This is a genomic window from Pirellulales bacterium, from assembly GCA_035533075.1.
Classification (GTDB): Bacteria; Planctomycetota; Planctomycetia; order Pirellulales; family JAICIG01; genus DASSFG01.
The window spans coordinates 30,627-54,390 of the sequence record DATLUO010000174.1; the positions used below are offsets into that span (position 1 = coordinate 30,627).

Consider the following 23,764-nt stretch of genomic DNA (forward strand, 5'->3'; position numbering starts at 1 on the left):
TCACGTTTGACGCATTTGGCGTCGTCAAGTCATTACGGCAGTAACGCCAGTTGGATCTTGATGGCTTCGCTCACGGCCTGCAGGTCGGCGCGCGACAGCCGGCCGACTCGATTCCGCAGGCGGGTCTTCGCAGCCGTTGTCAGTTGGTCTGCCATAGCCTTTTGCTTTTTGCCGCGCACCGTGACAATAGCCTCGCTGGGATACAGTTGCGACACGCTCGTCGTGAGCGGCACCACCTGCACGCGGTTGAGGTGCTTGTTGGAGGCATCGTTGCTGACGATCACGGCCGGCCTTTCCTTGCGAGCTTCGCCGCCGACCGCGCCACCGAAGTTGACCCACCAAACATCACCGCGTCTCATCGCCGACGTCTCCGATGAGGCCTTCCACCCATTCCGCCGCTTCGTCTTCCCGGACCTCATCGCGGGCCATTTGACGGTACGCCGCGTTCAGGTCGGCCCCGATCACGTGCGGCCGCACCAGCGACTCGATAAAACCGCTTATCCGTCGCCGCCCGACGACGGTATATAGACCTCGATAGACGCGCTCATCAAGCGTGATCGTCAGCTTTTTTTGCATCGCTCCTCCCTCTCGCTGGAACCCGTATACGTGTTAGTATACGTGTTATGCGACCAGAAACAAGCGATGCACAGCAAACGTTTGACGCGACCGGCCGCCGCCGTTAAATTAGCGCACTACTGGGGCTCCCTGGGAGAACCGAACATGGCACGGAAGAAAATCGCCCGCCGTGGCAAGCATGCGCCGGCAGGCAAGGTCGCCTCAAATACCATCTACCAGTTCAAGATCACCTTGATCGGCTCGAAGCCTCCAATCTGGCGGCGGATCGAAGTCGAAGACGGCCCGCTCGACAATCTGCACGGGCACATCCAAAGGGCCATGGGCTGGACCAATTCGCATTTGCACCAGTTCGACATCGGGGGCGAGCAGTACGGCGAGCCGGAACTTCTCGACGACGGCTTCGGCGGTTCCGAGTGCCACGACTCGCTCGAAACCACGATCGGCGAGATCGTGCCCAAGAACGGGAAGCCGTTCCGCTTCAAATATGAATACGACTTCGGCGACGGCTGGGAGCACGAGATTCTGTTCGAGGGCTGTTGCGATCGTGAGGCGAACGCGCGGTATCCGCGGTGCGTCGAAGGCAAGCGTGCCTGCCCGCCGGAGGACGTCGGCGGCCTGTGGGGCTATCAAGACTTCCTGGAGGCGTTGGCCGATCCGAAAAGCCCGCAACGTGCGGAGATGCTCGAATGGGTCGGCGGCGAGTTCGATCCCGAAGCCTTCGATCCCGCCGCAGCGACGAAGGCCATGCAGAGGGCCACGCCGAACTGACGCGAGATGGAGTTAGAGCGGCGCATCGGCCGAATTCACGGCAGCAGATCGCGCAACACGAACTCGACGCCGCGGAAGCGTGGGCTGGTGAAACGGTTTCGCAGACCGTGGGGGCGCATGACGCTGTATCGCCCGGAGCGCGGTTTGGTATACACGACAAGCCGCTTGGCCTTGAGATCCACGATCCACAACTCGCGAATGCCCGCCCTGGCGTAGAGCGGCGCCTTGACCTGAGTATCGTAAGCCAGCGAGCTGTCGGCCACCTCGATCAGCACCTGCACCTGCCGCGGCAGAGGATGGGCGTCGACATAATCATCGTCTCGCGGAACCAGCAGGGCCACATCTGGGTTGAGCTCTGACCAGTCGGGAATGACGACGGGGCATTGGACGCTCAACTGTGTCCGACCCGCCAGCAAGTTGCCGAGCACCCGGTCGAGCCTGCGCACGCAGGCCGCGTGAGGACTGCCGATCGGGCTCATGGCGACGATTTCTCCTTCGATCAATTCAAGGCGATCGTCCTCGCGCAGGATGCCGGTCTCGACCATTTGGTCGTATTCGGCGACGCTGAAAAGACGGCGTGAAGGTTGGATCGACATGGCTCTTCTGACTCCGCAACGAACACGCAAGGGATCCGCTCCACAGAATTGTCAACGCTCAATCTTGCAGTCGGGAAAACGCCGCCGGATTTCCTCGCTGCCAGCGACCGTCACACGCGTCGAGGTTAGGCCGAGGATCGTCAATGCAGGAAACGACTGCAACAATAAAAGTGACCACACGCAATGAGAAATGCGGGAAGTGATGGTACATACACGCGCTCCTGTAATGCGAGAATGAACGGGTTCCGAGCGGCGCGAACGCCGACTCGCGCATTCGCCTCAGTCTATCAGTCCCACCGATTGGCGGCAAAGAGCACCGATCGTCGGGGCCTGTCCGAATGCCCGGCAGCAGCCGCGACGCCTACGCCGCGATGTCGGCTTCGGAATCGCAACGCCGTCTTTCTGGGAGTTGAGCCATGAAAAGCCTAATAGGCTGTCTCTTGTTTGCGCGTCTGTCGTGGGTGGCCGCCTTCGAAGCGGAGGACGGCTGGGCGCGCTTCGACACGGCAGGCTGGGGGCCTGAAAGCGGGCCTGGAACGAAGTTTTGAACGGTGGTTTCGGGCCGCGGTGCGACGGCGCTACCCCGATTTAGCCGAATCTATTAAGCTGCTACCATGCAGACCGCACAGCCGACGAACTTCGCCGATCGCCTCATCGCCGCGGTGCGCGGCAAGCGCAACCCGGTGGTGGTGGGGCTCGATCCGCGGCGGGAGCAGCTTCCGCCGTCGTTGACGACCGGCATCGCCCTGGGCGATCGCGCGGCGCTGGCACGGGCGTACTTCCGCTTTTGTGCCGACGTGGTCGATGTCGTGGCGCCGCTCGTGCCCGCCGTCAAGCCGCAAGCGGCGTTCTTCGAGCAGCTTGGCCCCGACGGCATGGCGGCGCTGGGCGAAGTGGTCCACCACGCGCGGCAGAAAGGGCTGCTCGTCATTCTCGACGGCAAGCGAAACGACATCGGCAGCACGGCCACGGCCTACGCCGATGCCTACCTCGGTGAATCGAGCGCCTGGCAGGCCGATGCCCTGACCGTCAGCCCTTATCTGGGGGCCGACAGCCTGCAGCCCTTCGTCGATGTGGCGGCCGCGCGCGGGGCCGGGCTGTTCGTGCTGGTGAAGACCTCGAATTCCGGCGGCGGACAGTTTCAAGACCTCGTCGCCGACGGGAAATCGCTTTACGGGCACGTGGCCGAGTTCGTCGAGCAGCTCGCCGGCAGCACGGCCGGCGAGCACGGTTACGGGGCGGTGGGCGCGGTGGTCGGTGCGACGTATCCGGAACAGCTCAACGAACTGCGCTCGGCGATGCCCAGCGCCTGGCTGCTCGTGCCCGGCTACGGCAGCCAGGGAGCGACGGCGCGCGACGTGGCCGGCGGCTTCGGCGAGGATGGGCTGGGCGCGGTGGTCAACAACTCGCGCGGCATCCTGTTCGCGTATTCCCGCCGCGGCTACGACGAGCGGTTCGGACCCGCGCGCTGGCAAGAAGCGGTGGCCGCCGCCACGCAGGAGATGATCGACGAGCTGCGCAGCGAAACGAACGCGGGAAGACTTTAGTTGCTCGGACCACTTTACGCCCACTCCTCCGGCAGCCAGGGATATTCCTTCGTCACCCGCTCATGAGACTCCGCCCAGCTTTTCACCTGCTCGACGAGGGCCTCGACGGATTTCTGGAACTGCTCGCGCTGTTCGGGCATGATCGTTACCAAATCGGTTCTCGCGGATTTCAGGGATTACTCGCTCAACAGCGCGTCCAGGCCGCCGGCCGACGACTTGGCGCCCTTGCCGTCGGAACCGTGGCCATCCTTGCCGCTCTCCAAAAGCGGGAAGGCCTTGGTCAGCACTCGCTCCTTCTCGCGGGCCAGATCGACCAGGGCCTCGGGCTTGATCCGCACTTCCGAGTCCTGGTAGGTCTTGAAGCCCGTGCCCGCCGGCACCAGGTGACCGAGAATCACGTTCTCCTTCAGGCCGACCAGCGTATCCACCTTGCCGGCCAGGGCCGCCTCGGTGAGCACCTTGGTCGTCTCCTGGAAGCTGGCGGCCGAAATGAAGCTGGCACTTTGCACCGATGCCTTGGTGATGCCCAAAAGCTGCGTGCTGGCGGTGGCCGGCTTGGGCCGCGTGCCCTTGGCCGCCTCGCCGCCCAATGCCTCGATCTGCGCGTTCACCTGCTCCAAGGTGTCCTTGGGCACGATGGCTCCCACGGCGAAGTCGCTGTCGCCCTTTTCCGTGATCCGCAAGCAGCCCGACAGACGCTGGTTGACCGCGCGGAACTCGAACTTGTCCATCACGCTGCCCGGCAACAGGCCGGTGTCGCCGACGCTTTCAATCCGCACCTTGCGGAGCATCTGGGCCACGATGATCTCGATGTGCTTGTCGTCGATTTCGACGCGCTGGCTGCGATAGACGTTCTGGATTTCGCGCACCAGATAGTGCTGCACGGCCTCTTCACCCGAAATCCGCAAGATGTCGTGCGGAACCAACGGCCCGTCGACCAGCGCCTCGCCGGCGCGCACGAAGTCGCTGGCGTGAACGCGCAGGTGCTTGCCGTGCGAAACCAGGTGCTCGCGCTCGATGCCGCTTTCGCTGCGGACGATGATCGTCCGTTTGCCGCGGCGCTTCTCGCCCAACAACTCGACGCTGCCGTCGATCTCGGCGATCACGGCCGGGTCTTTCGGTTTGCGGGCCTCGAAGATTTCCGTCACCCGCGGCAGACCGCCGGTGATGTCCTGCGTGCCTGACACCTCGCGGGGCGTCTTGGCCAACAAGGTGCCGGCCCCCACCTGGTCGCCCTCGTTGACCTCGATGTGGGCCTTTTCGGGCAAATAATAGAAGTCGAGAATCTTGCCGCCGGCGTCTTCCAAGATGACCTGCGGGTGCAGATCGCCCTTGTGCTCCATGACCATGCGGCGAATGTGCCCGCTGGGATCCTTCTCCATGCGGAGCGTTTCGCCCTCGATCACGTCCTCGTAGCGGACCTTGCCGCCCACCTCGGCCAGAATCGGGATGCTGTGCGGGTCCCATTGGCACAGCACGGCGCCGGCCTGCACCTCCTGATTCTCTTCGACCTTGAGCACGGCACCGGCCGGGATCTCATACTTCTCCAACTCACGGCCCTTGGGATCGCTCAAGGCGATTTCGCCGTTGCGCGCCAGCACGATCTGCTGCCCTTCTTCGTTGCGCACGAGCTTGAGCCGTGCGAACTTGGCGATGCCCGCCTTCTTGGCGCGAATCTCGCTTTCTTCCACGGCACGAGCTGCGGTGCCACCGATGTGGAAGGTGCGCATCGTCAACTGCGTGCCCGGCTCGCCGATGCTTTGGGCCGCGATGATGCCCACGGCCATCCCTTCCTCGACCAGCGAGCCCGTCGAAAGGTCCATGCCGTAGCACAGCCTGCAAATGCCCAGCGAAGCGTCGCAGGTCATCGGGCTGCGGACCTGGATTTTTTCCAGGCCCATCTCTTCGACCCGGCGGGCGATCTCGACGGTGATCAGCTCGTTTTCTTTGACGACCACTTCGTCGGTGATCGGGTTGACGATGTTGGCCCGGCTGACGCGGCCGCGGATCGAGTCGGCCAGCCGCACCTCGACCTTCTCGCCGCGGTAGATCACGCCCTTGGTGATGCCCTGCGTGGTGCCGCAGTCCTGCTGGGTGATGACCACGTTCTGGGCCACGTCGGCCAGCTTGCGGGTGAGGTAGCCGGAGTCGGCCGTCTTCAAGGCGGTGTCGGCCAGACCCTTGCGGGCACCGTGCGTGGAGCTGAAATACTCCAGCACGGTCAGGCCCTCGCGGAAGTTGGCCTTGATGGGCGTCTCGATGATCTTGCCCGAAGGCTTGGCCATCAGGCCGCGCATGCCGGCCAATTGTCGAATCTGCTCGACGCCGCCGCGGGCGCCGGAGTTGGCCATGAGATAAATGGGATTCACGTAGCCCGGCTTGCGATGGTCGTTTTCCAGCTCGGCCATCATTTCGGTGGTGATCCGCTCGCGTGCGTGCGTCCAGGCGTCGAGCACCTGGTTGTAGCGCTCGACTTCGGTAATCACGCCGCGCTGATAGAGCTTCTGGAACTTGAGCACCGTCTTTTCGGCGTCGCCGATGATCTTCGATTTCATGGGCGGCGTGATCAAGTCGTCGGTGGCGAACGACAGGCCGCTGCGCGTGCTCTCGCGGAAGCCCGTGCGGTTCATCGAGTCGAGCAGATCGATCGTGGCGCGGCGGCCAAGGATGGCGTAGCAGTCGGAGATGACTTTGGCCAGCTCGCTGCTCTTCATGGGGATGTTGTAGAAAGGCATCCCTTCGGGCAAGGCGTCGTTGAACAACACGCGGCCCACGGTCGTTTCGATCATGCGCCCCGCCTTGATCTCGCCCTCGCCCTTGAGCCGGCGGTTCTTGGCCAGGCGGATCTTGATGTGGGCGTGGGTGTCGATCTTGCCCAGCGAGTAAGCCAGGTGGACCTCGGCCGACGAGCTGAACACCATGCCGTCGCCCTTGCGCTCAGGCACGCTCATGGTCATGTAGTAGCAACCCATCACCACGTCCTGCGAGGGGCTGATGATCGGCGCGCCGTTGGCCGGGCTGAAGATGTTGTTCGTCGACATCATCAGCGTATGGGCCTCGACCTGGGCCTCGATCGAAAGCGGCAGGTGTACGGCCATCTGGTCGCCGTCGAAGTCGGCGTTGAAGCCTTTGCAGACCAGCGGATGGAGCTTGATGGCGTTGCCTTCCACCAGGGTCGGCTCGAAGGCCTGAATGCCCATGCGGTGCAAGGTGGGAGCGCGATTCAAGAGCACCGGGTGATTGCGGATCACCTCTTCCAGAATGTCCCACACCTCGTCGTCTTTGCGCTCCAGCATCTTCTTGGCGCTCTTGATCGTGTCGGCGTGGCCCAGCTCCTTCAGCCGCCGGATGATGAACGGCTGATAGAGTTCCAGCGCGATCTTCTTGGGCAGGCCGCACTGGTGCAGGCGCAGGGCGGGGCCGACCACGATCACGCTGCGGGCAGAGTAATCGACGCGCTTGCCGAGCAGGTTCTCGCGGAAGCGGCCCTGCTTGCCCTTGATCATGTCGGTGAGCGACTTCAGCGGCCGGTTGCTGCTGCCCAGCACGGGCCGCTTGCAGCGGTTGTTGTCGAACAGGGCGTCGACCGACTGCTGCAACATCCGCTTCTCGTTGCGGATGATGACTTCCGGCGCATTGAGATCGACCAGCTTCTTGAGCCGGTTGTTGCGGTTGATGATGCGGCGATAGAGGTCGTTCAGGTCGCTGGTGGCAAAGTTGCCCGAATCGAGCAGCACCAGCGGACGCAGGTCGGGCGGGATGACCGGGATGCAGTCGAGCACCATCCATTCGGGCTTGTTGTCGCTGTCGCGGATCGCCTCGACGATTTTCAGCCGGTTGATCAGGTCTTTCTGCTTCTGCTTGGAGCCGGTCTCGGCAAGGTTGACGCGCAGTGTTTGCGAAAGGGTGACCAGGTCGAGATTGGCCAGCAGCTTGCGGACGGCCTCGGCGCCCATGTCGGCGTCGAAGCTTCCCTCGCCGTAGTCGTCGCGGGCCTTGCGAAATTCTTCTTCGGTGAGAAGCTGGTGCCGCTTGAGCGGAGTGTCTTTGGGGTCGATGACGGCGTAGTCCTGGAAGTAAATCACCTTCTCCAGGCTGGTGGTCTTCATGTCGAGCAGGTTGCCCAACCGGCTGGGCATGGCCTTGAAGAACCAGATATGGACGACCGGCGCGGCCAGCTCGATGTGGCCCATGCGCTTGCGGCGCACGCGGCTGTGCGTGACCTTGACGCCGCAACGGTCGCAGATCATGCCCTTGTATTTCATGCCGCGGTACTTTCCGCAGGAACATTCCCAGTCCTTTTCGGGTCCGAAAATGCGCTCGCAGAACAGACCGTCCTTTTCCGGGCGGTAGGTGCGGTAGTTGATGGTCTCGGGCTTCTTGACCTCGCCGAACGACCAGCTACGAATGTCGTGCGGCCGGGCCAGGCTGATTTTGACCGAGGCGTAATCGTTAATCCGATCGTAAGAGCTTTCGGCGTTACCTGTGCTCATTGTTTTCGCTCCTTATCGGGTGGGGTTGTTGTACGCGGGTTGAGTTATTGCGGGACCGGGCTCGATGACGAATGACAGAATGACGAAATGACGGGACATTCGTCCTTGGACATTCGTCATTTGACATTTCATACCCGTCGTTTCTCTAATTGCATGTTCAGGGCCAGGCCGCGAATCTCGTTGGTGAGCACGTCGAAGCTGGCGGGCGTGCCGGCCTCGAGCGTGTTCTCGCCCTTGACCATCGACTCGTAAATCTTGGTGCGTCCCTCCACGTCGTCACTCTTGACGGTCAGCAACTCCTGCAAGATGTACGCCGCGCCGTAGGCTTCCAAAGCCCAGACTTCCATCTCGCCGAACCGCTGGCCGCCGAAGCGGGCCTTGCCGCCCAACGGCTGCTGCGTGATCAGCGAGTACGGCCCGGTCGATCGGGCGTGAACCTTGTCGTCGACCAGGTGGTGGAGTTTGAGCATGTAGATGTAGCCTACCGTGGTCTCCTGTTCGAGCGGCACGCCGGTGCGGCCGTCGAAAAGTTGGGCCTTGCCGTGCCGGGGCAAGTCGGCCTCGTCCAGGCATTTCTGGATGATCTCTTCGGTGGCCCCGTCGAACACCGGCGTGATGGCCTGGAAGCCGAGTTTGGCGCCGGCCCAGCCGAGATGCGTCTCCAGAATCTGACCCACGTTCATGCGGCTCGGCACGCCCAATGGATTGAGCATGATCTGCAGCGGAGTGCCGTCGGCCAGGAAGGGCATGTCCTCCTGCGGCAGGATTTTGGCGATCACGCCTTTGTTGCCGTGGCGGCCGGCCATCTTGTCGCCCACCGAAATCACCCGCTTGGCGGCGATGTAGACCTTCACCATCTGCAACACGCCGCTGCGCAGCTCGTCGCCGCGCTTCATCGAGTTGAGATGGCGGTCGCGCTCGTCGATGGCGACTTCGACCGACGGCCAGCCGTTCTTCCAGGCTTTCTCGACGTCGGCCTTGCGCTGCGGACTGCGGATGTCGAGCGACTCGATCTTGAACCGCTGGGCCTGCTCGGCCACATACTTGTGCTCCTGATCGCGGACCAAGGCGTTGCCGTCTTCGTCGGTCATCGGACGCTGCAAAATCCCTTCGATCTGCTCGACCAATGCGCCAAAAGCCTGCGCGATCTTAGCGTTGCCTTGCGCTTCGGCCTCCTTGAGCTGCTTCTCGAACTGCTTGCGCTCGTCTTCCGAAAGGCTCAGCCTCCGCGAGAACTTCTGCGTGTTGATCACGATGCCCTCCACGCCGGAAGGGACTTCGAGCGAATCGTTCTTCACGTCTTCGCCCGCCCGACCGAAGATGGCGTGCAGCAGCTTTTCTTCGGGCGTCAACTCGGTCTTCGATTTGGGCGAGACCTTGCCCACCAGCACGTCGCCCGGCCGCACGAAGGTGCCGACGCGGATGATGCCGCTTTCGTCGAGGTTGCGCAGGGCCTTTTCGCTGACGTTGGGAATGTCGCGCGTGAACTCCTCGCGGCCCAGCTTCGTCTCGCGAATCTCGATGTCGAACTCTTCGATGTGGATCGAAGTGTACACGTCGTTCTTCACCAACTCTTCGCTGATGATGATGGCGTCCTCGAAGTTGAAACCGTCCCAGGCCATGAAGCCGACGAGCACGTTGCGGCCCAGCGCCAACTCGCCCTTGTAGGTGGCGGCGCCGTCGGCGATCACCTCGCCCTTCTCCACCTTCTGGCCGGGACTGACGATCGGCCGCTGGTTCTGACAGGTCCGCTCGTTGAGGCCCACGTACTTGCGCAGCTCATAGGTCTCGTCGCCGACGACGATCTTGGTGGCATCGACGTAGTTGACCGTGCCCTTCTTTTTGGCGCGGATCAGCATGCCGGAATTCTGGGCCACGTCGCGCTCCATGCCGGTGGCCACGATCGGCGGCTCGGTGACCAACAGCGGCACGGCCTGTCGCTGCATGTTGGAGCCCATCAAGGCGCGGTTGGCGTCGTCGTGCTCCAAGAAGGGAATCAAACCGGCCGACACGCCCACCATCTGGGCCGGGGCCACGTCGGTGTATTGAATCTTGTCGGCCGGCACCATCTCGAAGTCGGCACGGTAGCGGGCGATGATGTTGTCGCCCACCAGCTTGTGGTGCTCGACCGGGGTGTCGGCCGGCGCCAAGAAGGCCTCGTTTTCCTGGTCGGCCCGCAGCCAGACGACTTCGTCGGCCACCTTGCCTTTGATGCACTTGCGATAGGGCGTAATCAGGAACCCGTATTCGTCGACCCCGGCGTAGATCGCCAGGCTTGAAATCAGGCCGATGTTCGTACCTTCCGGCGTCTCGATGGGACAGATTCGCCCGTAGTGCGAGATGTGTACGTCGCGCACTTCGAAGCCCGCCCGTTTGCGGTTCAGGCCGCCGGGGCCGAGCGCCGACAGCCGCCGCTCGTGCGTGAGCATCGAGAGCGGGTTCGTCTGATCGACCACCTGCGACAGCTCGCCGCGGCCGAAGAAATACTCGATGGCCGCCGACACGCTCTTGGGATTGATCAGACTGCGGGGCGTCATGTCTTCGACGTCCTTGAGGCTCATCCGCTCCTGCACGGTGCGGCGGAGCTTCAAGAAGCCCTTCCGCAGCTCGTCGGCGGCCAGCTCGTCGATGGTCCGCAAGCGGCGGTTGCCCAAGTGGTCGATGTCGTCGATTTCAGCCGTAGGATCGTCGCCGCGCAGCCTCAGCAAATACTTGATGGCCGCGATCAGGTCGTCGGGCCGCAACGTCATTTCGCCTTCGGGAATCTCCAGACCGAGCTTGCGATTGATGCGGAAGCGGCCCACGCGGCCCAGGCGGTAGCGGTTAGTGTCGTAGAACTTTTCGTGGAACAGCGCCTTGGCCTTTTCCAACTGCGGCGGGTTGCCGGGCCGCAGACGCTGATAGATTTTCAGCAGCGCCTCTTCGTGACTGGCCGTGCTGTCTTCGCGCAGGCTGTTGAAGATGAGCTGATCTTTCTGGTCGGGCATGACTTCCACCGATGTCAGGCCCGACGTGCAGATCACCTCGGCGGCGTTCTTGGTGATCTTCTGGCCCGACTCCAGGATGACCTCGCCGGCGCGGTCGCTTTCGGCCGGGTAGACCACGTCCGTCACGGCCAGCTTGCCTTCGATCTTGCCGACGCTGCGGCCGTCGACGACCTTCTCCACGGTTGTCTCGAAGAAACAGCGGATCAAATCGGAGTTCTGGCTGTACCTGGCGTCCATGGCCCGCAGCAGCGTCAGCGCCGAGAACTTGCCGCTCTGGTCGATGCGCACCGTCAGCACTTCTTTTTTGCTGACGTTGAGCTCGATCCAGCTTCCGCGCTCGGGGATGATGCGGCAACTGTGCAGCCGCCGCTCCATGCCTTCCATTTCGCTGACGAAATCGACGCCGGGGCTGCGGTGCAACTGGCTGACCACGACCCGCTCGGCGCCGTTGATGATGAACTCGCCGCCGCCGAGCATGATCGGCATGTCGCCCAGGTAGACCTCTTCGTCGATGGGCTGCTCCTTGGTGAGCCGCAGCCAGACCTTGAAGGGCCGGCCGTAGGTCAACCGGAGCTGCCGGCACTCGTCGGGCGTGTAACGCGGCTTGCCCAGATCATAACGCAGGTACTGCAGTTGCAGCGTCTTGTCGTAGCTTTCGATGGGGTAGATTTCGCGTAGCACGCCCTCAATGCCCTGGTCTTTGCGTTTATCGGGCGGGGTGTCGAGTTGCAGAAACGCATCGTAGCTGCGCGTCTGAATCTCGGTCAGGTCGGGAATGCTCTGGTGTTTTCGCTCCGAGCCGAAACGAATCACTTTACTGGGGTTGAGGCGACGTTCTGCCGATGTGGCCATAAGGAATGAAGATCCTAACGGGTAAGAGACGTAGGCCGGAAATCTGGGTCGATTGGCGCGCGCTGGCCCGCACGGCCGATGTTCAGTCCGCTATCAAAGCGCAAGATGGCGGTCAAACCACTTCCAACGATGCCGAGCGGTTCGCTACGCCGCGCGGCACTCCACTGCGGAACAAGCACTTCTGTGCCGGCCCCTGCGGGACAAGGCGCCGCCCGGCCCACAACCACGCGCCAGCGATACGCGCGGTTTTCGGTCTCTGGCGGTCGCCACAAGTTTGCACGCGAACTACTTGATGGAAACCGTGGCGCCGGCTTCCTCCAGCTCCTTCTTCAACTTTTCGGCGTCTTCCTTGGAGATGCCTTCCTTGATCTTGCTGGGCACGGCCTCGACCAGGTCCTTGGCCTCTTTCAGGCCCAGGCCGGTCGCGGCACGCACCACCTTGATGACGCCGATTTTCTTGTCGCCAAAGGCTTCCAGCACGACGTCGAACTCGGTCTTCTCGACCACCTCCGGGGCCGCGGCCCCGCCCGCGCCGCCCTGCACCATCATCACCCCGCCGCCGGCCATGGCCTTGATGTCGTAGGTCTTTTCCAGGTAGTCACTCAGCTCTTTGGCCTGCTTAAGCGTGAGCTCAGCGATCTTCTCACCGAGTTCTTTGGTTGTAGTGGAATATTCCATCGTAGCTGCTTCGGACATTGATCGTTCCTTTCTCGGTTGGGTCGTTGTGGATGTTTTGGTTTGGTGGCTGGGTTCCTGGTCTCATGTTCTATTGTGCGGCTGCTTCTGGGGCAGATCCCTCTTCTTGCTCCTCTCCCTTTTGCTTGATCTGGCTGGCCAACGCGGCGCCGGGGCCGGTGAACTGGGCAGCCAACGTGGCCCCCGGACTGAGAATCTGACCGACCAGAATGCTGAGTTGTTCCTGCCGGCTCGGCCACTTGCTCACCGCCGCCACCTGATCGGCGGTCAGCCGGCTGCCGTCCATCACGCCGCCACGGGCGGCGAACGGTTCGTACTGTTTGTCGCCGCTGAGGGCGGTGACCTGCTTGGCCAGCGACACGATGTCTTCGGCGCCCCACACGACGGCCAGCGAGCCTTCCATTTGCTCGAAGGCCGCGGCCAAGGGCGTGCCTTCGGTCGCCCGGCGAGCGAGGCTGTTCTTGATGACCAGCAATTGAATGTTCTTCTCGCGCAACGTCTTGCGCAGCCGCGAGTTCTTGTTGGCGTCGAGTCCCGCCACGCTGACCAGCAGGGCGTTTTCGACGCCGTCCAGCCGGCGCTTGAGATCGTCGCTAATCAGGTTCTTGACAAATTTACTCATTGGAAGGATTCAGGGTTCAGGGTTCAGGGTTCAGGACATTGGTCACCGACCAACTTGCCACTGACCGCTTCTTCTATATCTATGCGGCGATTCGGATACCGGGACTCATCGTGGCGCTAATGGCGACCGTCCTGACAAAGTGCCCCTTCACCGTGTGCGGCTTCATGCCGTGAATGTGGTTGATGAAGGCCTGGATGTTCTCCGCCAGCTTGGCCGCGTCAAAACTCAACTTGCCGACCGCCGCATGCACGACGCCGCCCGAATCGTTGCGGAACTCCACTTTGCCGGCCTTGTATTCTTTGACCGTCTTGGCGACTTCGGGCGTGACTGTGCCGGCACGCGGCGAAGGCATCAGACCTCGCGGACCCAGCACGCGGCCCAAGGGCCCGACCAGGCCCATCATGTCGGGCGCGGCGATACATACGTCGAACTCGGTCCAGCCGTCTTTGATCTTCTTGGCTAGATCGTCGGAGCCCACTTCGTCGGCACCCGCCGCCTTGGCCTGGTCGGCCAGATCGCCCTTGGCGAAGACCACCACGCGCAGCGACTTGCCGATGCCGTGCGGCAGCACGATCGAGCCGCGCACCAACTGGTCGGCCTGCTTGGCGTCGATGCCCAGCCGCATGGCGATCTCGACTGACTGATCGAACTTGGTGGTGTTGAACTGCTTGAGCAGGCTGACCGCCTTGTCGAGCGGCAAGGGCGCGCTCGTGCCCGGCGCTTTGGCGGCCAGGGCTTTGAATCGTTTGGATTGATGAGGCATCTTTGAGTTTTTGAATCTTGGATTTTGGATTCGATTTCAGTTTTGGCGCATCTGCGATCCAAAATCCAAAATCACTCCACGGTAATTCCCATGCTGCGGGCCGTCCCCTCGATCATGCGGCGTGCGTGGGCCACGTCGCGCGCGTTGAGATCGGCCATCTTCTGCTTGACAATTTCTTCAATCTGCGCCCCCGTGACCTTGCCGACCTTCTCCTTGTTCGGCACGCCCGACCCCTTGGCGATGCTGGCCGCTTGCTTCAACAACGCCGCGGCCGGCGGACTCTTGGTGACGAAATCGAAACTGCGGTCGTTGTAGACGCTCACCACGACCGGGATCGGCATGCCGCCCGCTTCGCGCGTCCGTTCGTTGAATTGCTGGACAAACTGACCCAGGTTCACGCCGAAACGGCCCAGCGCCGTGCCCACGGGCGGCGCCGGCGTCGCCTGGCCGCCAGGCACCTGAAACTTGACTTGTGTTACGAGTTGCTTTGCCATGTTTTTGAGGCGTCAGGCGTCAGGCATTAGGCGTCAGGCGCCTAACGCCTAATACCGAACGCCTAACGCCTTGAACATTAAAGTTTTTCCACTTGCCAGTATTCCAGCTCGACCGGCGTCGAGCGGCCGAAAATGTTGATCATGATCGTTACGCGTCCGTTCGCCTTGTCGATGTTGTCGACGTCGCCCTCGAAGTTCTCGAACGTCCCTTCTTTGATCCGCACCCGGTCGCCCTGGCTGTAGGGAATCACGGTGCGAATCTCTTCCTCCGCTTTATCTTCCTGCTTGGCGACGATCTTGTTCACTTCGTGCGGCAGCATGGGGGTCGGCTTGCCGCCCGATCCCGTGAAGTCGCCGATGCCGGGCGTTTCGCGCACCAGGAACCACGTGTCGTCGTTCAATTCCATGTGGACGACGATGTAACCGGGGTAGATCTTCCGCTTGACGACCCGCTTTTTGCCGCCTTTGAATTCCGAGACCTTCTCCGTGGGAACGATAATCTCGTCAAAGTAATCGCCCAATCCTTCGATGGCGATGCGGCGTTTCAGCGCGTCGGCGATGGAGTCCTCGCGGTTGCTCTGCACCTTGAGAATGTACCAGTCTTTCTTGATCGGTTGTTTTTCCAGCGACCCGACTTCGAGCGGAGCACGCAGCGCGCGGGCTTTGGCCGGCTTGCTCCTGGACGCGGCGCGTTTTGCCGCCGGCCGATCCTCTTCCTGCGGCCCCTCTTCCTGCGACAGAGCCGGCTGTTCGGACGCGTCGGGGCCCGCGGCGACCGCCTCAGTCGCCTCTGGGCTTGCCGCCCCTGCCTGCGACGGCGCATCAGGCGCGTCGACCGGGCGCGCGGCTTCAGCGGCCGGCCCGCCCGTCTCCGGTTCCGCGTGCTCGAGCGGACCCTCGTCGGGCCCGGTCAATAAATCGTCGAGTTCATCCGTCACAACCGCACTCCCCGTCACCGGCAGCCTATCCTCGCAATACCCCGAGCTTGGTCAGGAGCATTTGCCACAACAAATCGTAAAAGTAAAGCGTCGCGGCCAGGCCGAACATGGTGATGATCACCACCACCGAGCTGCGAAACAGCTCGCCCTTCGACGGCCACGAAACCTTATTCATCTCGGCTTCGACCGCGATGAGAAAGTCGGCAAAGCGCGGCATGTTGACCGCGCGATACGACATCCACCAGCCCACGACGAGCACCGCACCCGCCGCGCCGAATTGCGCGGTGACCGAGCGGTCCATCAAGAACTGCTGCAAACTCCAGGCGCCCAGTGCCACCACGGCCGCCAGTACGGCAAACGTCACCTGCCGCGCAATGCGCCCCTGGCTCCGCTTATAGATGCCGACGCTGAACAACTCGCGCCACATCGGATGGATTGCCGTATTGCCTTCTCTCACGTGCTTACTCGCCGATCTTGGTTCATCGTTCCCTCGATTTCACTGCGCGCCTTACACTGTGCCTTGAGGAAATGGCAGGGGCGGCGGGAATCGAACTCGCAACCTCTGGTTTTGGAGACCAGCGCTCTGCCAGTTGAGCTACGCCCCTATTATTTCCTCGTAGCATAAGCGTCCTCGCTTGTCCCCGCCCTTGCCTGGACGGCCTAGGAAGGCCATCCTCCTTACTTACTCAAGGATCTTGGTCACCACGCCCGAACCGACCGTCTTACCACCCTCGCGGATGGCGAAACGCACGCCGTCGTCCATGGCGATCGGGCTGATGAGCTCGATCGAGAGCTTGGCGTTGTCGCCGGGCATGCACATTTCGACGTCGCCCGTCAGGTTGGCCGTGCCGGTCACGTCGGTCGTGCGGAAGTAGAACTGCGGACGGTAGCCGCTGAAGAACGGCGTGTGCCGTCCGCCTTCTTCCTTGGACAGCACGTACACTTCGGCCTCGAACTTGGTGTGCGGCGTGATCGAGCCGGGCTTGGCCAGCACCTGGCCGCGCTCGATGTCGTCGCGCTTCAGACCGCGGAGCAAGCAGCCGACGTTGTCGCCCGCTTGTCCCGAATCGAGCGTCTTGTTGAACATTTCGACGCCGGTGACCGTGGTCTTGGCGGGTTTCTTGGAGAGGCCGACAATTTCAATTTCTTCGCCGACCTTGACCATGCCGCGCTCGATACGGCCCGTGGCCACCGTGCCGCGGCCTTCGATCGAGAACACGTCTTCCACCGCCATCAAGAACGGCTTGTCGACCTCGCGCACCGGCTCGGGAATGTAGCTGTCGATGGCGTCGAGCAATTCCTGGATGCACTTGGTTTTTTCCGGATCCTTGGGGTTGTCGTAGGCCAGGCGACTGGCGCCGCGAATGATCGGAATCTCGTCGCCGGGAAAGCCGTAGTGCGTGAGCAGCTCGCGCAGCTCCAACTCGACCAGCTCCAGCAACTCGGGGTCGTCGACCAGGTCGACCTTGTTGAGAAAGACCACCAACGCCGGCACGCCCACCTGGCGGGCCAACAGAATGTGCTCGCGGGTCTGGGGCATCGGGCCGTCGGCGGCCGACACGACCAGGATCGCCCCGTCCATTTGGGCGGCGCCGGTGATCATGTTCTTGATGAAGTCGGCGTGGCCTGGGCAGTCGATGTGGGCGTAGTGACGCTTGTCGCTCTCGTATTCGACGTGGCTGACGGCGATGGTCACCGTCTTGGTCTCGTCGCGCACCGTGCCGCCCTTGGCGATATCGGCGTAGGACTTGAAGCTCGCCAGGCCCTTGGCCGCCTGGACCGCCAGGATGGCGCCTGTGAGCGTGGTCTTGCCGTGGTCGATGTGACCGATCGTGCCGACGTTGACGTGGGGTTTTTTCCGTTCGAAAGTTGCCTTGGCCATTCTGTCTCCCTGCGTTAAAGCAAGCGTTGAAAACTGTGATCAAAGAGAGCTGCTGACGGGAGTCGGACCCGTGACCTCGTCCTTACCAAGGACGCGCTCTACCGACTGAGCTACAGCAGCCTTGGCGATTTTGGATTTTGGATTCCAGGCAGTCGTTCATTCGAACAATCCAAAATCGAAAATCCAAAATTGCCCCCGCCGCCATCCATCTTTTTCTTCCTTTCTTATCCGAAGCGGGTGAAGGGAATCGAACCCTCGTCTTTAGCTTGGAAGGCTATTGCTCTACCATTGAGCTACACCCGCAAATGGGGGGTACAGGATTCGAACCTGTGAAGGCAGTGCCATCAGATTTACAGTCTGACCCCTTTGACCGCTCGGGAAACCCCCCGCCGCTCGACCGCGATGAGCTAGCGGAGGGACTTGAACCCACAACCTGCTGATTACAAATCAGCTGCTCTGCCGATTGAGCTACGCTAGCCTGCGTTCAGCCGCTACGAAAACCTCTAAATATAGCAAGCGGAAAAGATCCTGCAAGACGGTCGGGCCAAAAAAATCGCGCGTTTGGCACGCCTTTGCGAAAACAGCGGGTGTCGGGGGGGGCACTCCTTGTCGAAAAGATCCCCTGTCTGGGGCGCCATAAAAAGGTCTTGGGTCGTCGGCTTTGGGTCTTCGCATGCACGGCAAAGCCCCAAAATCTAAGACCCAAGATCCATTCCAACGGTTCGCGCAGGCAACCTGTGGCGCCCGCGCCTCAATTTCGGTCTTCCTGGGCCGAACCCGTCCAGGCTCTCTTTTTATAATGGTTCCTTTGCGCTCGTCAAGCCGTTCGAATCGGGTCTTTGGATTGCACCAGTCCACGGGCGAGTTGACTCCGCAATTCGTTGCCCTTGGCCATCTTCGGTGGAAGATGGCCGACTGCAAAGCGTGGCAGCCTTCCGATTTGCATAGCAGCTTTCGAAAAAACGCGGGAAGAACGCGGCAGCCTGCGGAAACCGTTGGCAGCCTTCACAGCTCCCCATACCCTCCGCCGCCGGGTGTTTCGATCGTCAATACGTCGCCGGGCATGGCCGTGAACTGTACTTGGCTCCCTAAATCCTCGATCGTCCCGTCGGCGCGCTGGAGCGAGTTGCGGCCAACCGCTCCCGGCTCGCCGCCGAAAAGGCCGTAAGGCGGGTAGGGGCCGCGGCGCTGAGATACGATCGAAACTTCCAGCGGCCGCAAAAACTCCAGCTTCCGCACGATGCCGTCTCCGCCGCGCTTTCGGCCCGCGCCGCCCGACCCGCGACGAATGGAGAATTCGCGCGCGCGCACGGGATAGCGGTGCTCGATCACTTCCGGATCGGTGAGCCGCGTGTTGGTCATGTGCGTGTGAACCGCGTCGGCGCCGTCGGCATCGGCCGTAGCGCCGGCACCGCCGCAGATCGTTTCGTAATAGCCGAACGTCGCGTCGCCGAAGACGACGTTGTTCATTGTTCCCTGGCTAGCCGCGGCCAGTTGCAAGGCGCCGAGCAATACGTCGACCACCCGCTGCGAGGTCTCGACGTTGCCGCCCACCACGGCAGCGGACGTTTCCGGCGACGGACCTTCGGGCGGATTCAGCAAACACTCCGGAACGACGATCTCGACCGGCGCCAGCACGCCCTGGTTGAGCGGAATCTCCTCGCCGATCATGGCCCGCAGACAGTACATCACGGCCGCGGTCACGATCGCCCGGTTCGCATTCAGGTTGCCCGGCAATACGGCACCGGTGCCCGTGAAGTCGATGGTCGCCGCGTCGCCCCGGACGGTGATCTTGGCGACGATGGGCGAACCGTCGTCGAGATGGTCGACGAATTGATATTCGCCGTCGCCCAGCCGGGCCAAGGCCGAACGCATCTTTCGCTCGGACGCGGCCTGAATGTGCCCCATGTAGGCCAGCACAACGGGCAGACGGTATCGTTGGACCAACCGCCGCAGATCGCCTGAGCCGCGATGATTGGCCGCGACCTGGGCCTCGATGTCGGCCAGGTTATCGGCCACGTTCCGCGTCGGATAGGCCCCTGAAAGCAGGAGGGATTTCAGGTTGTCCAACCGCGATTGGCCGCGCTCGACCAGCTTCATGCCGCGGATGAGCACACCTTCTTCGGCCAGGTTTCGCGAAAAGGGCGGAAGCGAGCCGGGCCGGATGCCGCCGATCTCCGCGTGATGGGCGCGGCTGGCCGTGAAGAACACCAGCCGCCCGGAGTCGCCGTCCGTGGTGAAGACGGGCGTCACGACCGTCACGTCGGGCAGGTGCGAGCCGCCGCGATACGGGTTGTTCGTCACGAACACATCGCCCGACTGCATGCCGGGGAAGTCGTCGAGCAGCCGCTTGATCGTCTCGCTCATGGCCCCCAGGTGAACCGGAATGTGCGGCGCGTTGACCACCAGGTCGCCGGCAGCAGTGAAAATGGCGCAACTGAAGTCGAGCCGCTCCTTCACATTGACGCTGCTGGCCGTGTTTCGCAGCGTAATGCCCATCTGCTCGGCAATGCCGGCGAACTGGTTGTTGAACACTTCGAGCATCACCGGGTCGGCCTCGGTCGAAACTTGCGTACGTGCCTGGCCGGCCTGGTCGGTCAGCAGCAACTCGCCGCCCGCCAGAATCTCTCCCTGCCAGCCGGGATCGATCACCGTGGTCGACGACGACTCGTGAATAATCGCCGGCCCGCCCATCACGTCGCCCGGCCGCAGCGTCGCGCGATCGTAGACGGCGGTGGCGTGTTCGACGGTGTCGAACCAGGCGCCGGTCGCGGCTTCACTGATTGCGCGACGGAAAGCGGCCGAGGCCGGCGCTGCCGGTTCTTCCGGCGAGCGTCCCACGACTTCCACGCGGGCGGCCACAATTTCCAGCGGCCGCTGCGGCCGGCGGTAGCCATAGAGTCGCTCATGTTCGGTCGCGTAGGCTTCGGCGTAGTCGCCGTCGGACGGCTCCGCGATCGTCAGATAAGCGTCCAACCCGCGGTACCGCAGATCGAGCGACCGGCGGACTTCGATCCGCGCTGGATCGACGCCTTCGGCGAACAACTCGCCTCGCGCCTCGTCGGCCATTCGCTGAAATTGCCCAGCCAACTCGGCGACGGCGGTCTCGGAATAGGGTTGATACACGCCGCTGGCCCGGTGCCGCGAAACGTCGGCCTGTCCGATGCCGTACGCGCTGAGCAGCCCGGCGTCGGGATGCAAGAGAATCTGCCGCATGCCCAGCTCTCTGGCCACGGTGCAAGCGTGCTGACCGGCCGCGCCTCCAAAGGCGACGAGCACGTAATCGCGAGGGTCGTAACCCTTGGCAACCGAGATCGACTGAATGGCCTTGACCATGTTCGAGTTCGCCACTCGCAGAAAGCCGTCGCACAGTTCGATGGGCGAATAACGCCTGCCCGTGGCGGCAGCGACGGTTTCGATCAACGCCGCCAGCCGGCCTTCGACCGCGCGACGATCGAGTGGAAAGGGAAAGTGTCGCGGCAGAATCTTGCCCAGATAGAAGTTGAGGTCGGTGACGGCCAGCGGGCCGCCGCGGCCATAGCAGGCCGGACCCGGCTCGGCGCCGGCGCTATCGGGGCCGACCACCAGCTTCACGCCGTCGAAGGAGCAGATCGATCCGCCGCCCGCCGCCACCGTCTCGATCGACAGCATCGGCGCCACCACGCGCACGCCGGCTTTCTCGGTTTCGTACTCCAGCTCGAAGCGGCCGTCGAAGCGCGCCACGTCGGTGCTGGTGCCACCCATGTCGAAACCGATGGCCCGCTCGAAGCCCGCCTGCCGCGCCGCACGGGCAAAACCGACCACGCCTCCGGCCGGGCCCGACAAAATGCTGTCTTTGCCCAGGAACCGCTCGGCGCTTACCAGGCCGCCGGCCGAGGTCATGATCCGCAGCTCGCTCGCGCCGAGCGCCTCGCGCAGTCGCTCGACGTAGCCCCGCAACACGGGGTTGAGGTAGGCATCGACCACGGTCGTATCGCCGCGCGACACGATCTTGATCAGCGGCGCGACGCGGCTGCTGACGCTGATCTCGTCGAAGCCGATTTCGGCGGCGGTCCTTGCGACGATCTCCTCATGCGCCGTGTGCTTGAAGGCGTGCAGCAGACAGATGGCCAACGACTCGATGCCACGTGCTTTAAGCTCGGTAAGCTGCTCTCGCACTTGCTGTTCATCGGGAGCTTGCAACACTTCGCCTTTGGCGGTCACGCGCTCGCCGATCTCCACCACGTGCGCAAACAAGGGGACCGGTTTCTTGATGGCCAGCTCGAACAGTTTCGGCCGGTTCTGATAGCCGATGTGCAGGACGTCGCCGAAGCCGCGCGTGGTGACCAGTGCCGTATTCGCGCCGCGGCGGGTGATCAGCGCGTTCGTTCCCCGCGTCGTGCCCAAACGGACGCGCACGGCCGGTATCATTGAATCGGCCGGCAGCCGCATGAGGTAGCGAATTGCCAGGACCGGCGCCTCGCAGTCGCTCGCCAGCTCATAGGGCTGACCCGCCGCGGGCACTTCGTTCAGGGGCATGTCGAGCGAGAACGTGCCCGTGTTGGCGTCGAAGGAATGCACGTGTCGTTCGGCGAGCGTCTTTCCGTCGACGGACAGCAGACGCAACGTGAATCCATTCCAAAAACCGTCCGGGTCGTCGGTCCGCGCGGGATCGACGATGACCGCTTGGCTCGAATTCGCGGCCGCCGCCCCTTTCGTCACGCCGGAGCTGAGCAGCTTATGCCGCCTGAGCGGTCCGTCGGGCAGCCGGGCAAAGCAATCCGTAAACGTGCCACCCACATCGATCCAGAATTCCCACGGGTTTTGCGACATGCGGCAAGTCTATCGCATCGTTGTTGATGAATGAATGGGCCAATCACTGAAGCGCATTGCCGCCCATTGGTCGGCAAAGAACCGGCGCGGCGGTTTTGTAGACGCCCCACCGCCTTCAATCCGGGTGGTTTGGTGCCGTGGCGGTAAATTCTCCATGCGGCACACTCGTTGCTCCCGCGCTTATGCTACTGCGATCGAAGTTTGTGCTGTGCCGCGGCGGTCACTCTGCGTCGGCCTTATCCGGACCAAAAAGGGAGAAACGAACATGTTCTTACCTCGCTCAATCCTCTTTGTTTTAAGCCTGGGATGTTTGCAATTTGCGAGTTGGCCCGCCGGAGCCCAGTATTACGGCCCGCCGGGCGGCAGCTTCCAGCGCCGCCAGCCAACGGTCGCACGTCGTCCGCTCGACAGGCCGGGCGCACTGCGACGCAATGAGATGCCGGTGCGGAATACCGATTCGATGATCAATGAAGTCGTCACGCCGATTCCTCTCACCGAAAACCGGCTGGAAGCCGCCCAAGAAGGCGTCGACCGCCAGATTCGGGACCTGATTGAAGACCTCCGCCCGCAGATGCGGCAACTCTTCCCGGACAAGCTCGAAGCGTTGTCGGGCACGGCGGGGTGGAACCCGGCCTGCCGCACCGCGCTCACCAAAGCCCTCCGCTCCGGCGATCCCGAACAGATTTATGAAGTCTGGCTCGAAGCCGAGCCGAACAACGCCGCCGGCGCGGAGCGCATCGCGCGGGAAGCCGAATTACAACGGGCGTTCAAGCATCTGGAGCAGAGCGGTGAAGAAGGGGATGCCACCACCGCGCAAATCGAAGACCTGCGCGACGCGCTCGACAAGCTGGCCGTTTCGGAGGAGAAAGCCGGCGAGCTGGCTGGCGCGCTCGACGAGCTGAACACCTGGGTGCAGATTCAGGAGACTCTCGACGAAGCGGAACCCGATATCGGCGCCGCGACCGTCCTGCCCAAGGGCCGGGTGAAACTGATTAAGAACCCCAATCTCTCGGTCGGTACCGCGGTGGTGCTGAACGACTCGACGGTCATGGTGGGGAGTCGCGGTCATGGCGGTGTCGAAATCGCGCGCGGCAACGCGGCCGAGGCGCTGGGTCTGCCGGTGGTCAACGACGATCCGCTGCCTGACGCCGAAGGCGCGCCCCAACGCAGCGGCACCTTGATCATGAACCCGCGCAAGTACGGCGAGACGATCCGCTATGTGCTCAACGGCGAGGAATACATTATGCGGCCGGGCACCTCTCAGCGGCTGCCGACCGGATGGCCCTGGCGAATCGAGTACGATCGCGGGGCCAACGCAGGCGTCGCCGAGTATTCGCTGAGCGACGGCACCTATGTGTGGACGCCGACCGAGCATGGCTGGCAGCTTTTCAAGCAACGCTATGACGTGACCATCGACAACACGCGCAACCCCAAAGACTTCCACTTTGTGGTCAACGACGAGCCGATGATGGTGCGTGCCCGGCATACCCGGACCGTCCGCAATGCGTATCCGATCGTGATCGAATACGATCGCGGCAACGGCAGCCACATGGCGAGCAAAGCCATCAACTTCAGCGGAAACGTCGAAGTGGGGATCAACGCCGAAGACAATCTTTCGGACATGTTCCCCGAGCAAAGGAACGCCAAGCGAGCGGAGGAACCGGATCTGTTCCGATAGGCCCGCGATCTTATCGCAAAACTCCGTGTGGCCCCGCGTGCCGGCGCAATGCCGCACGCG

The 23,764-nt window shown here is 62.7% G+C and carries 18 protein-coding genes and 5 tRNA genes; 4 read left to right on the forward strand and 19 right to left on the reverse strand.

Features of this window, described 5'->3' with window-relative positions:
- Window positions 1-32: 32 nt before the first annotated feature.
- Entirely contained in the window at window positions 33-419 is a 387-nt protein-coding gene (locus VNH11_21525; protein HVA48962.1) for a type II toxin-antitoxin system PemK/MazF family toxin, read from the reverse strand.
- Window positions 346-576 (reverse strand): hypothetical protein, encoded by a 231-nt coding sequence (locus VNH11_21530; GenBank protein HVA48963.1) that lies wholly within the window; start codon window positions 574-576, stop codon window positions 346-348. Before VNH11_21530 ends, VNH11_21525 begins: the two co-directional genes overlap by 74 nt.
- Before the next feature lie 144 nt (window positions 577-720).
- Here VNH11_21530 and VNH11_21535 point away from each other — a divergent pair, with 144 nt between their 5' ends.
- Window positions 721-1,344 (forward strand): plasmid pRiA4b ORF-3 family protein, encoded by a 624-nt coding sequence (locus VNH11_21535; GenBank protein ID HVA48964.1) that lies wholly within the window; start codon window positions 721-723, stop codon window positions 1,342-1,344.
- A gap of 35 nt (window positions 1,345-1,379) precedes the next feature.
- Here VNH11_21535 and VNH11_21540 read toward each other — a convergent pair whose 3' ends face one another.
- Complete coding sequence (locus VNH11_21540) at window positions 1,380-1,940, reverse strand: Uma2 family endonuclease (GenBank protein HVA48965.1); 561 nt, start codon at window positions 1,938-1,940, stop codon at window positions 1,380-1,382.
- Window positions 1,941-2,356: 416 nt separating this feature from the next.
- On the opposite strand from VNH11_21540, the gene VNH11_21545 reads away from it, so the two are divergent.
- On the forward strand, window positions 2,357-2,488 hold the full coding sequence (locus VNH11_21545; GenBank protein HVA48966.1) for a hypothetical protein: 132 nt from the start codon (window positions 2,357-2,359) through the stop codon (window positions 2,486-2,488).
- Between the two features lie 66 nt (window positions 2,489-2,554).
- Complete coding sequence (gene pyrF, locus VNH11_21550; protein HVA48967.1) at window positions 2,555-3,487, forward strand: orotidine-5'-phosphate decarboxylase; 933 nt, start codon at window positions 2,555-2,557, stop codon at window positions 3,485-3,487.
- A gap of 14 nt (window positions 3,488-3,501) precedes the next feature.
- Here pyrF and VNH11_21555 read toward each other — a convergent pair whose 3' ends face one another.
- The 16 genes from VNH11_21555 to VNH11_21630 form a co-directional block, all read right to left on the reverse strand.
- Window positions 3,502-3,639, reverse strand: coding sequence for a hypothetical protein (locus tag VNH11_21555; protein ID HVA48968.1), 138 nt, complete (start codon window positions 3,637-3,639; stop codon window positions 3,502-3,504).
- Window positions 3,640-3,663: 24 nt separating this feature from the next.
- On the reverse strand, window positions 3,664-7,980 hold the full coding sequence (gene rpoC / locus VNH11_21560) for a DNA-directed RNA polymerase subunit beta' (GenBank protein ID HVA48969.1): 4,317 nt from the start codon (window positions 7,978-7,980) through the stop codon (window positions 3,664-3,666).
- A gap of 128 nt (window positions 7,981-8,108) precedes the next feature.
- Window positions 8,109-11,819 carry a DNA-directed RNA polymerase subunit beta gene (rpoB, locus tag VNH11_21565; protein HVA48970.1) on the reverse strand — a complete coding sequence of 1,237 codons (3,711 nt, stop codon included), beginning with the start codon at window positions 11,817-11,819 and terminating at the stop codon, window positions 8,109-8,111.
- 285 nt (window positions 11,820-12,104) lie between these two features.
- On the reverse strand, window positions 12,105-12,497 hold the full coding sequence (gene rplL, locus VNH11_21570; protein HVA48971.1) for a 50S ribosomal protein L7/L12: 393 nt from the start codon (window positions 12,495-12,497) through the stop codon (window positions 12,105-12,107).
- A gap of 88 nt (window positions 12,498-12,585) precedes the next feature.
- Window positions 12,586-13,137, reverse strand: a complete 552-nt coding sequence (rplJ, locus tag VNH11_21575) for a 50S ribosomal protein L10 (GenBank protein ID HVA48972.1) — start codon at window positions 13,135-13,137, stop codon at window positions 12,586-12,588.
- A gap of 79 nt (window positions 13,138-13,216) precedes the next feature.
- On the reverse strand, window positions 13,217-13,900 hold the full coding sequence (rplA, locus tag VNH11_21580) for a 50S ribosomal protein L1 (GenBank protein ID HVA48973.1): 684 nt from the start codon (window positions 13,898-13,900) through the stop codon (window positions 13,217-13,219).
- A 71-nt stretch (window positions 13,901-13,971) separates the two neighbouring features.
- Window positions 13,972-14,394, reverse strand: a complete 423-nt coding sequence (rplK, locus tag VNH11_21585) for a 50S ribosomal protein L11 (protein HVA48974.1) — start codon at window positions 14,392-14,394, stop codon at window positions 13,972-13,974.
- A gap of 77 nt (window positions 14,395-14,471) precedes the next feature.
- On the reverse strand, window positions 14,472-15,332 hold the full coding sequence (gene nusG / locus VNH11_21590) for a transcription termination/antitermination protein NusG (GenBank protein HVA48975.1): 861 nt from the start codon (window positions 15,330-15,332) through the stop codon (window positions 14,472-14,474).
- A 25-nt stretch (window positions 15,333-15,357) separates the two neighbouring features.
- Window positions 15,358-15,789 (reverse strand): preprotein translocase subunit SecE, encoded by a 432-nt coding sequence (gene secE, locus VNH11_21595; GenBank protein ID HVA48976.1) that lies wholly within the window; start codon window positions 15,787-15,789, stop codon window positions 15,358-15,360.
- Window positions 15,790-15,861: 72 nt separating this feature from the next.
- Window positions 15,862-15,937 (reverse strand) — tRNA-Trp (locus VNH11_21600).
- Window positions 15,938-16,014: 77 nt separating this feature from the next.
- Window positions 16,015-17,214, reverse strand: coding sequence for an elongation factor Tu (tuf, locus tag VNH11_21605; protein HVA48977.1), 1,200 nt, complete (start codon window positions 17,212-17,214; stop codon window positions 16,015-16,017).
- Between the two features lie 47 nt (window positions 17,215-17,261).
- Window positions 17,262-17,334: transfer RNA gene (locus VNH11_21610), tRNA-Thr, on the reverse strand.
- 112 nt (window positions 17,335-17,446) lie between these two features.
- Window positions 17,447-17,517 (reverse strand) — tRNA-Gly (locus VNH11_21615).
- Between the two features lie 3 nt (window positions 17,518-17,520).
- Window positions 17,521-17,602, reverse strand: a tRNA-Tyr gene (locus VNH11_21620).
- 17 nt (window positions 17,603-17,619) lie between these two features.
- Window positions 17,620-17,692, reverse strand: a tRNA-Thr gene (locus VNH11_21625).
- Window positions 17,693-18,219: 527 nt separating this feature from the next.
- Window positions 18,220-22,026 (reverse strand): hydantoinase B/oxoprolinase family protein, encoded by a 3,807-nt coding sequence (locus tag VNH11_21630; GenBank protein HVA48978.1) that lies wholly within the window; start codon window positions 22,024-22,026, stop codon window positions 18,220-18,222.
- A gap of 265 nt (window positions 22,027-22,291) precedes the next feature.
- On the opposite strand from VNH11_21630, the gene VNH11_21635 reads away from it, so the two are divergent.
- Window positions 22,292-23,704 (forward strand): hypothetical protein, encoded by a 1,413-nt coding sequence (locus VNH11_21635; GenBank protein ID HVA48979.1) that lies wholly within the window; start codon window positions 22,292-22,294, stop codon window positions 23,702-23,704.
- Window positions 23,705-23,764: the final 60 nt, after the last annotated feature.

Bases quoted from the DNA above. Each gene is read 5' to 3' on its own strand.
- rplA (HVA48973.1), bottom strand. From the start codon at position 13,900: ATGCCTCATCAATCCAAACGATTCAAAGCCCTGGCCGCCAAAGCGCCG.
- rpoB (HVA48970.1), bottom strand. From the start codon at position 11,819: ATGGCCACATCGGCAGAACGTCGCCTCAACCCCAGTAAAGTGATTCGT.
- rplL (HVA48971.1), bottom strand. From the start codon at position 12,497: ATGGAATATTCCACTACAACCAAAGAACTCGGTGAGAAGATCGCTGAG.
- rplK (HVA48974.1), bottom strand. From the start codon at position 14,394: ATGGCAAAGCAACTCGTAACACAAGTCAAGTTTCAGGTGCCTGGCGGC.
- VNH11_21530 (HVA48963.1), bottom strand. From the start codon at position 576: ATGCAAAAAAAGCTGACGATCACGCTTGATGAGCGCGTCTATCGAGGT.
- rpoC (HVA48969.1), bottom strand. From the start codon at position 7,980: ATGAGCACAGGTAACGCCGAAAGCTCTTACGATCGGATTAACGATTAC.
- VNH11_21545 (HVA48966.1), top strand. From the start codon at position 2,357: ATGAAAAGCCTAATAGGCTGTCTCTTGTTTGCGCGTCTGTCGTGGGTG.
- VNH11_21535 (HVA48964.1), top strand. From the start codon at position 721: ATGGCACGGAAGAAAATCGCCCGCCGTGGCAAGCATGCGCCGGCAGGC.
- VNH11_21630 (HVA48978.1), bottom strand. From the start codon at position 22,026: ATGTCGCAAAACCCGTGGGAATTCTGGATCGATGTGGGTGGCACGTTT.
- tuf (HVA48977.1), bottom strand. From the start codon at position 17,214: ATGGCCAAGGCAACTTTCGAACGGAAAAAACCCCACGTCAACGTCGGC.
- VNH11_21525 (HVA48962.1), bottom strand. From the start codon at position 419: ATGAGGTCCGGGAAGACGAAGCGGCGGAATGGGTGGAAGGCCTCATCG.
- rplJ (HVA48972.1), bottom strand. From the start codon at position 13,137: ATGAGTAAATTTGTCAAGAACCTGATTAGCGACGATCTCAAGCGCCGG.
- pyrF (HVA48967.1), top strand. From the start codon at position 2,555: ATGCAGACCGCACAGCCGACGAACTTCGCCGATCGCCTCATCGCCGCG.
- VNH11_21540 (HVA48965.1), bottom strand. From the start codon at position 1,940: ATGTCGATCCAACCTTCACGCCGTCTTTTCAGCGTCGCCGAATACGAC.
- VNH11_21635 (HVA48979.1), top strand. From the start codon at position 22,292: ATGTTCTTACCTCGCTCAATCCTCTTTGTTTTAAGCCTGGGATGTTTG.